The organism is Agrobacterium larrymoorei (assembly GCF_013322225.1).
Classification (GTDB): Bacteria; Pseudomonadota; Alphaproteobacteria; order Rhizobiales; family Rhizobiaceae; genus Agrobacterium; species Agrobacterium larrymoorei_A.
Genome location: NZ_JAAMFB010000020.1, coordinates 42951 through 55928, shown reverse-complemented (window position 1 = coordinate 55928; position 12978 = coordinate 42951). Strand labels below are relative to the sequence as shown.

General features: G+C 55.0%; 11 protein-coding genes. 7 read left to right on the top strand and 4 right to left on the bottom strand.

Features of this window, described 5'->3' with window-relative positions; genetic code table 11:
- Positions 1 to 222: hypothetical protein (locus G6L28_RS22785; protein WP_210265775.1), on the top strand; the 222-nt coding region annotated here is incomplete at its 5' end.
- Positions 223 to 250: 28 nt separating this feature from the next.
- On the opposite strand, the gene G6L28_RS13235 is transcribed toward G6L28_RS22785, so the two are convergent.
- Together G6L28_RS13235 and G6L28_RS13230 are read right to left on the bottom strand one after the other, a co-directional pair.
- Complete coding sequence (locus tag G6L28_RS13235; RefSeq protein WP_174064296.1) at positions 251 to 1351, bottom strand: acyltransferase family protein; 1101 nt, start codon at positions 1349 to 1351, stop codon at positions 251 to 253.
- An 82-nt stretch (positions 1352 to 1433) separates the two neighbouring features.
- Complete coding sequence (locus tag G6L28_RS13230; protein WP_174064295.1) at positions 1434 to 2345, bottom strand: helix-turn-helix domain-containing protein; 912 nt, start codon at positions 2343 to 2345, stop codon at positions 1434 to 1436.
- A 147-nt stretch (positions 2346 to 2492) separates the two neighbouring features.
- Between G6L28_RS13230 and G6L28_RS13225 the strand changes: the two genes are divergently transcribed.
- From G6L28_RS13225 to G6L28_RS13200, 6 genes are all read left to right on the top strand, one after another.
- Positions 2493 to 3722 carry an extracellular solute-binding protein gene (locus tag G6L28_RS13225; protein WP_174064294.1) on the top strand — a complete coding sequence of 410 codons (1230 nt, stop codon included), beginning with the start codon at positions 2493 to 2495 and terminating at the stop codon, positions 3720 to 3722.
- 167 nt (positions 3723 to 3889) lie between these two features.
- A complete protein-coding gene (locus G6L28_RS13220; RefSeq protein WP_174064293.1) occupies positions 3890 to 4798 on the top strand; it encodes a carbohydrate ABC transporter permease in 909 nt (302 codons plus the stop codon).
- Positions 4798 to 5649: a carbohydrate ABC transporter permease gene (locus tag G6L28_RS13215; RefSeq protein ID WP_174064292.1), complete on the top strand. Its 852-nt coding sequence runs from the start codon at positions 4798 to 4800 to the stop codon at positions 5647 to 5649. The genes G6L28_RS13220 and G6L28_RS13215 overlap by 1 nt, the downstream gene beginning before the upstream one ends.
- Positions 5646 to 7751, top strand: a complete 2106-nt coding sequence (locus tag G6L28_RS13210; RefSeq protein ID WP_174064291.1) for an alpha-galactosidase — start codon at positions 5646 to 5648, stop codon at positions 7749 to 7751. The genes G6L28_RS13215 and G6L28_RS13210 overlap by 4 nt, the downstream gene beginning before the upstream one ends.
- On the top strand, positions 7744 to 8832 hold the full coding sequence (locus G6L28_RS13205) for an ABC transporter ATP-binding protein (RefSeq protein ID WP_174064290.1): 1089 nt from the start codon (positions 7744 to 7746) through the stop codon (positions 8830 to 8832). The genes G6L28_RS13210 and G6L28_RS13205 overlap by 8 nt, the downstream gene beginning before the upstream one ends.
- On the top strand, positions 8832 to 10772 hold the full coding sequence (locus G6L28_RS13200; RefSeq protein WP_174064289.1) for a beta-galactosidase: 1941 nt from the start codon (positions 8832 to 8834) through the stop codon (positions 10770 to 10772). The genes G6L28_RS13205 and G6L28_RS13200 overlap by 1 nt, the downstream gene beginning before the upstream one ends.
- 70 nt (positions 10773 to 10842) lie before the next feature.
- Here G6L28_RS13200 and G6L28_RS13195 read toward each other — a convergent pair whose 3' ends face one another.
- Complete coding sequence (locus G6L28_RS13195) at positions 10843 to 11886, bottom strand: NAD(P)-dependent alcohol dehydrogenase (protein WP_174064288.1); 1044 nt, start codon at positions 11884 to 11886, stop codon at positions 10843 to 10845.
- Positions 11887 to 12020: 134 nt separating this feature from the next.
- A complete protein-coding gene (locus tag G6L28_RS13190) occupies positions 12021 to 12920 on the bottom strand; it encodes a LysR family transcriptional regulator (RefSeq protein WP_174064287.1) in 900 nt (299 codons plus the stop codon).
- Between the last annotated feature and the right edge of the window lie 58 nt (positions 12921 to 12978).

Below are 12978 nucleotides of genomic sequence, written 5' to 3'. Positions count from 1 at the left end.
AACAAGCAACCCGCTCATCATATCGTGATTTCTTTAGAACGAGGAACTTCGTCGCCAGCAGCGCCGCCGCCCTCGTCAGTGAGCGGACTTATAAGGGAACACCCAGAACATAGTCAACACCAACATCAACAGAAATTACAGAAAAATCGGAAGTGTTTGATTTTATGGGAGAATTTCGGTTTGCCACCAAATGATGGTCAATTCGAGCACTCTGGTGGATAACGCGAACACGCAGTCAGGCCGCAGACCCTTAACTTACGCTCGCGCTAACGATCTTCATTCTCAGGCTCTGCTTCAATCGTCGCTGCATCGGCTCATCGAGATAGCGCGTCAGGAACCAAGCCAGACAGGTCGCAAAAACCGTAAAAGCTATCCCTGCGCTATAAGCCAAGCCCTCGTTTCCAAGCCACGGCATGAGAAACGTGATCCAAGCGAGCAGTGGAATGTGAAGCACATATAGGCCGTAGGACGCCGTCCCGAGAAATGTCGAAATAGCTGCCAGCGATTTGCCCGGCGTGTATCTGCTAGCCACGATCAACAGTGAAGGCCATGCCAACAGGACGATGAAAAGATCGAAGAGCGGGCGAATGTCATCGTCGATAGGAACGAAGAGAACCGCACAGACCAGAGCGAGACAGATACATGGAATTATGCGGTTGAACTGCTGATGACCAGTGTGGAAACGATAGATCAAAACTCCGGCAAAAAACGAAAAGAATACTCGCGCCATTCCGGCATACATCTCATGCCATCTGAAACCTGCGTGCAACTTTCCGAACTGATGTGCCGCTATCGTCAATCCGAGCACGCTAATCACCAATAGGATAGCAATTGCCCGGGTACGAGCGTGAACACCCCACCGAGCATAGACGGCGTTGGCTACCAGTTCGTTGAACAGCGACCATGCCGGGCTGACTAGGAAAAGCGCACCATTAAGAGTAAGTGTGAATGGAGTTGGAAGAAACAGCATGCCCGTCATCAGCGCAAATGCAAGCTCTCCGAGATCGATGTTGCGGTGAAGATCATCTATTGGTGTGGGTAAACCTTCCAGAAAAAGATAGACGAAGAAAGCCGCCATCAACACCAGCGCAACTATGTAAAGTGGGTAAAGCCGGAAAAATCGCGCTACCATGAACCTCACTGGCGATACCGTTCCGTTTTGCAACCGCTTACCGTAGGCATGTGCCAGAACGAAGCCGCTGAGGGCAAAGAACAGATCGACCGCGAGATAGCTCGACGCTTCCGGGCGACCAAAGAAAAACTCTGCATGTCTATGAACGATTGCCACTGCTGCGACACCACGAATTCCGTCCAGCAAAACAAAACGTTCAGGCATCGATCTGGCTGTCATTGAAAAAACTCTGTTTAAAGGCAGTGCCGCCTCAACACATGGCCTCGGAATTGGTTCAGCGCACGATCTAACAAGAGCGCGATTACGCTTTGCTTCGCATCGAAACGCGATACTTCTTGGGCTGAACTGAAAACCTTTCCGTGAATGCCTGATAAAAGCGCGAAACTGAACCGAAGCCGGATTCAAATGCGACGTCGGTTATCGACAGGTCCGTGGCGATGAGCAATGACTGCGCCGTATCGAGCCGATGGCGAATGATCGCCTGATTGATGGTCAATCCCACCGCACGTTTGAAGATCGACATGGCATAATTAGGATGAAGCCCCGCGTCTGCGCCAACGTCTTCAGCGGAAATACTCTCCAATGCATGCTCGGCAATGTATCTTAGCATACGCTCAACATGCTCTATCCGCTCGCTGTCATTGACCCCAAGGCTCGCGATAGCCGATCCCTCCTCTCGCAGATCGCGCCAGCCATCCCGTTCTATGCGAAGAACGCGGGCGGTCAGTTCGTTGCGTACGATCTCGATCAGCCCTTCGTCGCCTGAGCGAAGTTCATCCCGCCATCGCTGAAAAATCTCATGATCATAGGAGCGCAATTCCGTAGCCTCTATCATTGCGCCGCGAAAAACGGCATCGCGAAAGCGTGTCAGGTTGGCCAGCCCCAGAAAGAAAGACATGGGAATATACAGGCAAACGAACTGCGTACCCTCTTCACGGTCAATGACTTGATGCGGAATCATTCCCCAAAACAGGCAGAGACGTCCCTTATCCAGTGTCAGTTCGCGACCATCGAACCAATAGGTCATGTGTCCTTCGAGAACGAAGTTCAGCTCAACCTGGCTATGCATGTGGGGACCCGGCATCACCTGCACATAGGATGCCTCTCCACCACAGAAGCGATGATCTCCAAAAACCACGAGCGGATGGCGTGGATCGTGATCAGGATGCGCCGGAATAGATTCATCTTGGGAAAGCGGTCGAACGTTCGGCATACCTTAGGATTCCGGAAAAAATATCATAAAACGCGGTAGAATATTGCTGTTTTGCCACCAATGATCAAGCCAAGCTGCATTCAGGATGAGGTGGTGGTATTCAATTACCTTTCATTCGGATTTATCAACGGTCATAGGGAGGAACACATGACCCTTTTGAAAAGCCTCAGCGGGCTCGCGCTTTCGGTAGCGATGTTCTCGACCGCCTTCGCAGGCGAGATCACGATCAACTCCGATCACTCCGATCCTGTGCCCAAGAAGGCGATGGAAGAGCTGATTGCGGACTTCCAGAAGGCGAACCCGGATATCACGGTGAAGTGGAATAACTTCGACCATGAGGGTTACAAGTCCGCGATCCGAAACTTCCTGACTGCCGACGCACCGGATGTCGTGGCATGGTACGCGGGCAACCGCATGGATCCTTTCGTAAAATCCAATCTCCTGCTTGATGTCACAGACGTATGGCAGGCGAATGGCCTCGACGATCAGTTGAAGTCTGCGGCTCCCTCGATGACCATCGACGGCAAGAAGTGGGGCGTTCCCTACACTTATTACCAGTGGGGAATTTATTACCGGAAGGACATCTTTCAGCAGCAGGGCATTACACCGCCCAAGACATGGGATGAGCTTCTTGCCGCATCGAAAAAGCTGAAGGATGCTGGCATCACGCCGTTCACCATCGGCACCAAAGCACTTTGGCCGACAGGCGGCTGGTTCGACTATCTCGACCTGCGTGTCAACGGCTACGACTTCCACATGCAGCTGACGTCGGGCAAGGTTCCCTACACCGATCCACGCGTGAAAGCCGTGTTCGAGAAGTGGGCGGAACTTGTGAAGCCGGGCTATTTCATCGAAAACCACGCGGCCATCGACTGGCAGGATGCCGTCCCTCAAATGGTGCAGAGCAAGGCTGCTATGTATCTGATGGGTAACTTCGCAGTTGCCACGTTCAAGAGCGGTGGACTGAAGGAAGAGCAGATCGGCTTCCTGCAATTCCCGGAAATCACTCCTGGTCTCCCTCCCGCCGAAGAGGCACCAACGGATACATTCCATATCCCTGCCGGCGCAAAGAACAAGGAAGATGCCAAGAAATTCCTCGCCTATGTCGCCTCTCCGGAAGTTCAGTCCAAGATGAACGCGACACTCGGCCAGCTGCCTGTGAACAACAAGGCACAAAAGCCAGAAGATCCATTCCTGGAAGTTGGCTTCACAATGCTCTCCAACGCGCAAGGACTGGCCCAATTCTACGACCGTGACGCACAGGCTGAAATGGCCAAGGCTGGCATGGAAGGTTTTCAGGAATTCATGGTCAAGCCCGACAAGATCGATGCGATCCTGACCCGCCTCGAGAAGATACGCGCCCGCGTCTATAAATAGGACTCCGTCCTCCCAACGCCGGATGGCATGAGAGTGATCTTGTGACATCCGGCAACCTTTCCATGACATTTGCCAGAGCGCAAAAACGCTCTGACGTCTGATTTCAACGCATCATCCAGACGCAAGCTGCAACCGCGGTTTTACTGGAATGCCCAAGAGGTGCCGCCATGAGCAACACCGTTTCTTCCGCGCCCGGTTTTTGGAAGCGTAACCAGCAAAAGCTTGCGCCCTGGCTATTTCTTGCCCCCGGCATGCTGATGTTCTTGATCTATGTTCTTATCCCGATCTTCGAATCGATCTGGATCAGCTTTCATGATTGGGATGGACTGGGAGAAAAGGTTTGGATCGGCCTCGGCAATTACGCTGAGCTTTTGAGCGATGACACGTTTTACGTTGCGCTGAAGAACAACGTCATCTGGCTGGTGTTCTATCTGCTATCGATTCCGGCCGGTCTCGCAGTCGCGTTGTTTCTCAATCAGTCGGTTCGCGGTATACGGCTTTACAAATCTCTTTTCTTTTTTCCATTCGTGCTCAGCCAAGTCGTCGTCGGACTGATGTTCACCTGGTTCTACGCACCGGATTTCGGCCTGTTTTCACGATTAATGGAATGGCTGACCGGCGAGCAGATCGCGGTTCTGGCGGATGAGCGCTTCGTGACCTATGGCATCATCATTGCCGGTCTCTGGCCGCAGACTGCCTATTGCATGATCCTTTATCTGACGGGTTTGAACAACATCAATCCTGAACAGGTGGAGGCCGCACGCATGGATGGCGCGCGCGGGCTTAAGCTTCTGTGGCACATTATCCTGCCGCAGCTTGCACCCGCAACCTTCATCGCGATGGTCGTCACCGTGATCGGATCGCTGCGATCCTTCGACCTCGTGTCCGTTATGACCGCAGGTGGCCCTTATGGGTCAAGCCAGGTCTTGTCTTACTTCATGTACGAACAGGCGCTGTCCGAATATGGCTTCCGCATGGGCTACGGCGCATCGATTGCTGTCGTTCTGTTCCTCATCATGATGATTTTCATATCGCTCTTCATCGTTCGCATGCTGAGCCAGGAAAGGAACGCCTGATGTTCCCGGCACCCATCCAAAAAGCCTCTCCGCTGGCGCAAACTGCCTACAAGGCGCTGCTACCCATCGCCCTGCTCCTCTGGTTGCTGCCGCTGATCGGCGTGGCGATCACCTCGGTCCGTCCGGCGGGCGATTTGGCCGCGGGCAACTACTTCGGCATTCCCTCCGGCTTTGCAGGCATCGAAAATTACACCGCCGTCTTTCGGGATTCTCCCATCGGGCTCTACATCCTGAACTCGTTCAAGGTAACGATCCCGACCGTCATCGGTGCGGTGGCACTTTCCTGCCTTACGGGCTTTGCGCTTGCCGTCTACAAGTTCAAGGGCAATCTTGTTCTGTTCTTCCTTTTCGTGGCGGGCAACTTCATTCCGTTCCAGATCCTGATGGTGCCTGTCAGGGATATGACGTTGCGGGCAGGTCTCTACGATACGACCATGGGCCTTGTGCTTTTCCATGTTGCTTTCCAGACCGGCTTCTGCACCCTCTTCATGCGCAATTTCATCAAGGGCCTGCCGTTCGCGCTGATCGAATCCGCACGCGTCGAAGGCGTGTCCGAGTGGCGGATTTTCCGCTACATCGTGCTACCGCTGATGCGTCCCGCCATCGCCGCTCTTTCCGTTCTCGTCTTTACCTTCGTCTGGAATGATTATTTCTGGGCGACGGTTATGGTGCAGGGGCAACATGCCATGCCTGTAACGGCTGGTCTTTACTCCCTCAACGGGCAATGGGTTGCCGCCTGGCATCTGGTTTCGGCTGGCTCGATTGTGGCCGCACTTCCACCTGTCGCCATGTTCTTTCTCATGCAGAAACATTTCATTGCTGGACTTACGCTGGGAGCGACAAAGGGATGAGCGACATCGTAACCATTGGCTCGGACGGTTTTACCCTCAGCCTTCGCCTGCCTACGCTTGGCATGCCGGAAATTCTTTCCTTTGGAAATGATGCCGTTGCTTCGGATGCATTGTTTGAGGTTGAACGATCCAGCCGCGTGAACGGCATGGATGTCGCCGTACCGTCTTCGGTTCTGCTACCAACCGGCGGAATGGGCTTTTTCGGTTGGCCCGCGATTGCCGGGCATCGTCAGGGTCGCGACTTCGTCCTTCAGTTTGGAAACTGGAGCGTGGAGAATAAAGACGGTGCGACCACACTCAGCGGTAATGACGGTATCGCGAAGATCGACATCGCGATCAAACTCAGAGCCCACACTTCGGGTCTTGTTTCCATGGCGACAGTTTTAACGAACCGTAGCGAAACGGAATATCAGTTGGACCGCTGCATGGCAGCAACATTCCTGGCGCCCTCTGGCGACGTGGAATTGACGAGCTTTACCGGCATGTGGGGTCGCGAGTTTCAGACCCGCAAGGAAAAGCTCGGCAATGGCATCTGGTCTCAGGAGAGCAGACGCGGGCGTACCTCGCATGATCGTTTCCCCATGCTTCTTGTCGAGGGTGGTGAGCAGCGTTTCGGTGTAACGCTTGGCTGGAGCGGCAACCATCAGGTGGTCATCGACCGCACGGATGACGGGCAGCGCCTGATACACCTCGGCGAACTTTTCGAGCCGGGCGAAATCATTCTTGCGTCCGGCGAAAGCTATCATAGTCCTGTCGCCTACGCAGGGCCAGACACGAGCGCGTTCCAAACCTTCCTACGCGACGAGCTTCTCGATTGGCCATCCGGCGAAATGCCCCCTCGCCCGGTTACGCTCAACACCTGGGAAGGCAACTATTTCGACCATAAGATGAGTTCGCTGAAGGCGCAGGCGACAGCCGCCGCTGAACTCGGTATCGAACGTTTCGTTCTGGACGATGGCTGGTTCGGAAAACGCGATGACGACACGACGAGTCTCGGAGACTGGGATATCGATGCGCGTAAATATCCCGAAGGCTTGAAACCTCTGGTCGATCACGTCACTGCATCGGGCATGCAGTTCGGCATTTGGTTCGAGCCGGAGATGATTAATCCGGTCTCGGAACTCTACAAAGCGCATCCAGACTGGACGCTGCAGATCGAAGGCAGGCCGCTTCTCCAGTCCCGTACTCAACTTGTACTCGACCTGACACGAAGAGAGGTTTCCGACTACCTCTTCGGAAAAGTCGATGCCGTGCTTTCCAATCACGCCGTCTCCTACATCAAATGGGATATGAACCGAGACCTCACCCATGTCGGTGGGCGCGATGGCAGGGCCAAGACGTCTGCGCAGACCCGTGCGGTCTACGCGTTGATGGACCGCGTTCGTTCAGCGCATCCAGATGTCGAAATCGAAAGCTGCGCATCCGGCGGCGGTCGTATCGATTATGGCGCTCTTAAACGCACACACCGCGTCTGGACTTCGGACTGCACCGACGCTCTGGAGCGGCTGGAAATACAGCGTGGAGCCTCCACCTTCATTCCGCCGGAAATCCTCGGGAGCCACATTTCCGCATCACCGAACCATCAGACAGGCAGACGCCATAGTCTGGCTTTCCGTGCGCTCGTCGCCATCGCCTATCACCTCGGCGTCGAACTCAACCCGCTTGAACTGACCGACGAAGAGCGAGCCGAACTCAAAATCTATATTGAGACCTACAAGCGCCTGCGTGCCCTGCTGCACAAGTCTGGCGCGAATTTCCAGATCGACCCCGTTGATGGCCGATATGCCTGGGGTGCGGCAAGTGCTGAAAAGATCGTCGTAATCGTCGCCCAGGGACCGCAGATGGTGGGCGAACAGCCCGCCCCGCTGAAACTGCCAGAAAGTATCACTAACTTCGGCGGGCTCTGGAAAATCACCAACACACTTCCGGCAGAGCCGGAATTCATTCGAATCTCCGAGGGGCAGAAAAAGCTGCTTTCCGGCGAAATCAGCTTCGAGCTTTCGAGCGTGGGCCTCTCCGGTCTGCCGCTGCCGATGCTGAAACCGGAAAGCGCACTTTTCCTCGAACTGGAACCTGTAAAGGGAGGCACTATCAATGGCTGACGTAAGCCTGCGCAACGTAAAAAAGGAATTCGGCGCGCTCAGCGTCATTAAGGGCGTGGATCTGGATGTCAAGGATGGCGAATTCTGCGTGTTCGTCGGTCCTTCCGGCTGCGGAAAATCCACGCTTTTGCGAATGATCGCGGGGCTTGAGGAAATTACCGCCGGTTCGCTCGCGATCGGCGGGCATGACATGACGAAGATCGGTCCATCCGACCGTGGCGTGGCCATGGTGTTCCAGTCCTACGCGCTTTATCCACACATGAGCGTTGCCGATAATATCGGCTTCGGCCTGAAAATGACCGGCCACTCCAAGGAAGTCATTGCCGAGCGCACCTCCCGCGCAGCGACAATGCTCCAACTCGACGCTCTGATGGAGCGGAAGCCGGGGCAGCTTTCCGGCGGACAGCGCCAGCGCGTCGCCATCGGTCGCGCCATCGTTCGCAACCCGGAAGTCTTTCTGTTCGATGAACCGCTTTCCAACCTCGATGCGGCCTTGCGTGTTCAGATGCGCGCCGAACTTTCAAAACTGCATCAGGATTTGAAGGCAACGATGATCTACGTCACGCACGATCAGGTCGAAGCCATGACCATGGCGGACAAGATCGTGGTCCTGTCTGCTGGAAAGATCGAGCAGGTCGGTTCGCCTCTGGAGCTTTATCACCGTCCCGCCAACCTATTCGTCGCTGGCTTCATCGGTTCGCCGAAGATGAATTTCCAGCACGTACAAGCGTCGAAGGCAGAAGACGGTAGAACCTCCATCACTCTGCCTGGCGGAACTGCGCTTAAGCTGGATGCGGTGTCGCACACCGGGGATTCCACCTTGGGTATTCGCCCGGAACACATCAGTGCTGCCGGCGAGGGTGACGTCATCATCGAAGGGACCGTTCGTCTTGCGGAGTATCTGGGCTCCGAGACGCTGTTCTTTGTTTCACTCGCCGATGGCTCGGAGATTTCGGTGAAGGCGGATGGTCTCGCTTCCGCCAGACCGGGTGACACGATCAAGCTCGGTATCAATCCAAAGGCCTGCCATCTGTTCGATGCGAATGGTCTCGCGGTCATCAATGGGGATCTGACGAAATAATGCTTGGTGTATGCTACTACCCTGAACACTGGGACGAAAATCGCTGGGCAGACGATGCTCGCCGCATGCGCGAGCTTGGAATTTCTTTCGTCCGCATCGGCGAATTCGCGTGGTCGCGACTCGAGCCTTCCCGAGATAATTTCGATTTCGGCTGGCTTGACCAGGCAATGGACGTGCTGACGAAAGCGGGGCTCAAGATCGTGCTCTGCACTCCAACAGCAACCCCGCCGAAATGGCTGGTAGACGAGAGCCCCGATATTCTGCCTTACGATGAAAAGGGTCATGTTCGCGGCTTTGGCTCACGCCGTCATTATACATTTTCGTCCGAGACCTGGTGGCGCGAAAGTGCGCGCATCGTGGAAATCATTGCCAAACGCTACGGTGAGCACCCCGGTCTCGTCGGTTGGCAGACGGACAATGAATATGGCTGCCACGATACGATCCTGTCCTGGGGCGCTGAAGACCTCAAGGCTTTCAAACGCTGGCTCCGCCTGCGCTATCAATCACCGGAACAGTTGAATGAGGCCTGGGGTGCTGTTTTCTGGTCCATGGAAGTCAACAGCTTCGATGAGGTTTTCCTACCCAACCTGACAGTCACCGAGCCCAACCCGGCAACGCGGCTGGATTTCTGGCGCTTCCATTCCGATCAGGTCGCTGCCTATGACAAGATGCAATGCGACCTCATTCGCATGTATTCGCCAGACCGCTGGATCACCCATAATTTCATGGGCTTCGTATCGGATTTCGATCACTTCAAGGTCGCGGATAATCTCGACCTAGCATCGTGGGACAGCTACCCCATCGGCTTTGTGGAAAAGTTCCCCTTTACGGAAGAGGAACGTAACCGCTGGGCGCAAACCTCTCACCCGGATATTGCTTCCTATCACCACGATCTCTATCGCGGTGTCGGACGTGGCCGCTTCTGGGTGATGGAGCAACAGCCCGGCCCGGTAAACTGGGCCCCATGGAACCCCGTGCCGAAGCCAGGTATGGTGCGGTTGTGGACATGGGAAGCACTGGCGCACGGTGCGGAAGTGGTCAGCTATTTCCGCTGGAGGCAGGCACCTTTTGCGCAAGAGCAGATGCATGCGGGCCTCAACATGTCCGGGCTCGATGAACTGTCTCCCGGCGGTCTCGAAGCACAGCAGGTCGCCGAAGAACTCAAGACATTCGGCGCCTTACCTTCGACAGAAAAGGCTCACGTCGCGCTCGTCTTCGATTACCAGAGCTACTGGACGACGATGATCCAGCCGCAGGGCAAAGATTTCCGCTATGAGGAACTTTGCTTCCGATGGTATGAAGGTCTGCGTCGCCTCGGTCTCGATGTCGATTTCGTCCGCCCTGGCGCTTCTCTGGAAGGTTACAAGCTCGTTGTCGTGCCCTGCATGACAGACGTGGACGTTGCCGCAGAAGCGGCACTCAGAAAAGCAACCGGAACGATACTCGTCGGAGCCCGCACCGGCTCGCGCGACCGTAACTTCGTCATTCCGAAGAATCTGCCTCCAGGTCTGCTCGGTGAAAAAACCGGCAACCGTATCATTCAGGTTTCCACCCTGCGCCCTGGCCTTACCGAGGCGGTAACGGGTGCGATCTCAGGCGCTGCCATCCGATGGCGGGAGACGGTTCAGACATCGGCAGACGTGCTCGCTCGTTTTAGCAATGGCGATCCGGCTCTGACCGAAAAAGACAACATGCTCTATCTTGCATGCTGGGCAGATCAAGCACTTCTGTCATCGGTACTGACCCTCGTAGCGGATAAGGCGGAGCTGAAAACAACGCCCGTGCCGGACACTATTCGCATCCGTCGCCGTGGCAACATGACCTTTGCCTTCAACTATGGCACTGAGCCATGGATGTTGCCGGACAACGCCAAGCCTATGCTTGGCACGCGCGAATTGGCACCACAGCAGGTTGCCGCCTGGATCGAGACGGCCGCGTAACGCGGCCTTCTCGTCTCTTCATGCTGCTGATATCGATGAGATGTTTCCTGCAGCTATCTCATCGATTTTGTCAGTTTTGTTGGGGCATCAGGATTTGCAGTTTCACATCCGTATCCCGCGCCTCCACGGCGCGGTCAAATCCCGCAATGCTTTCTTCGAACGGTAAGGTCGCAGAAATTAGTGGCTTGAGATCGACCTTTCCGGACCCTATCAGGGCGATGGCGCGATCATATACATTGGCGTACCGAAAAACGGTTTCTACGCGCAGCTCCTTTGCTTGAAGTCCCACGATATCGACCGGCACCGGATCGACCGGCATACCCACCAGCACGATTGCACCTCCGGGCCGCGCCAATTTGGCCATACCGAGAATTGCCGGAGCGGCACCGGAGCATTCGAAAACGATATCGCATCCCCAACCTTCCGTGGCCTCCGTTATGGCGTCCGGCAGAGAACGTTCCCGGATATTTACGGTCTCAATACCCGCGTAAGCGGCAATGATGTCGAGCTTGGGCTGTGCCAGGTCGGCAACGATGACTTTGGAGCATCCGCCAGCCAGTGCAGCAAGCGCCACCATCATACCGATCGGCCCCGCTCCGGTAACCACGGCGACATCTCCTGGCTGAATGCGCGCTCTCAATGCTGCCTGCATGCCGATGGCGAAAGGCTCCACCATTGCGCCTTCCCCGAAAGAAACATTGTCCGGCAGTTTATAGGTAAACGCTGCCGGATGGATGACCTCTGGCGTGAGGCAGCCGTGGATGGGCGGGGTTGCCCAGAAAGTCACTGCCGGATCGACGTTATAGATACCGAGTTTGGCCGCGCGCGATGCAGGATCGGGAATACCGGGTTCCATGCAAACCCTGTCACCAACCTTCAGATTTGTAACATCGGCACCGGTCTCGATGACCGTACCCGATGCCTCATGTCCAAGCACCATTGGCGCGTTGACAACGAAATGACCGATCTTGCCGTGTGTATAATAGTGAACGTCAGAACCGCAGATTCCGACCGTATGAGTTCGAATACGCACGTCTTTCGGGCCTAGCGCGCCGGGAATATCGAAGTCGCGCAACGACAGTTTCCCTTTTTCCTCCAGAACCAAAGCCTTCATTCAATTCTCCTCCACGGACTGCCCATCGGGAATTACTTATAAGAACGTGATGAAACGGAGTCTTTACGAAATTAAATCCAAATCGCTTGAACTGTTAAGTTTTCCAGCACGATTGAAATATTCACCGGCAACGATTACAGTGCGTTGTGAACGGTTTTTGCCAGCCAGTCCACGAAAACGCGGACCTTGTTGGTAACGTGACGTGTTTGTGGGTATACGATGTATACGGGCATGGTCTCGTTTTCCCATTCCGGCAGCACTTGAATGAGTTCGCCACGTTCCAGAGGTTCACGTGCCATGAATTTAGGAAGCTGCGCCACACCCATACCCGCCAATGCAGCTGTCAGATAGGTGCGGCTGTCATTTGCAGAAATGATATAGTTTGGAGTGAGTTCAACGCTTCTCGCTTTATTGTCAAATGACATTGGGTAGACTTTACCAATCGTGGCGCTGAAATAGCCCACCGCAATATGACTGTCTTGGAGGTCCTCGGGTCGCTCCAGCACGCCGAATTTCTGGATGTAGCTAGGAGATGCGAATGTGGCGAGTTCCAGGTCGCCTACTTTTCGGGCGATCAGCGATTGATCCTGCAATGTCCCTACGCGAAGTGCGCAGTCGACATTTTCGGCAATGTAGTCAACCAGACGGTCTCCCACCCCGAGATCCAGCCTGATTTGTGGGTAACGCAGATGGAAGTCGCACATATTCGGAATGACCATGGTATCGGCAAAGGCACCCGCCATTTCCACGCGCAGTCTGCCCGATGGCTGGACATGCGCGTTTGACATGCTTCCATCAAGCTCTTCTATTTCCGAAAGAATTTGGGACGCCCGTTCGTAATAAAGCGCACCGTCGGTCGTTAACATCACGCGACGGGTCGTCCGGTTCAACAGCGTCGTCTGAAGATGCCCCTCTAGCGCCTGCACCATGTTCGTAACGGTCGTTTTCGGCATGCCAAGCGCAGCGGACGCCCGGCTGAAATTGCCTGTTTCGACGACACGAGTAAAAACTCGCATGGCAGCCAATTGATCCATCTGCGCCTCCGTGTTGCGATTATCCTCTTAATTGGAACAGTGTTTTCAAAATCGACGA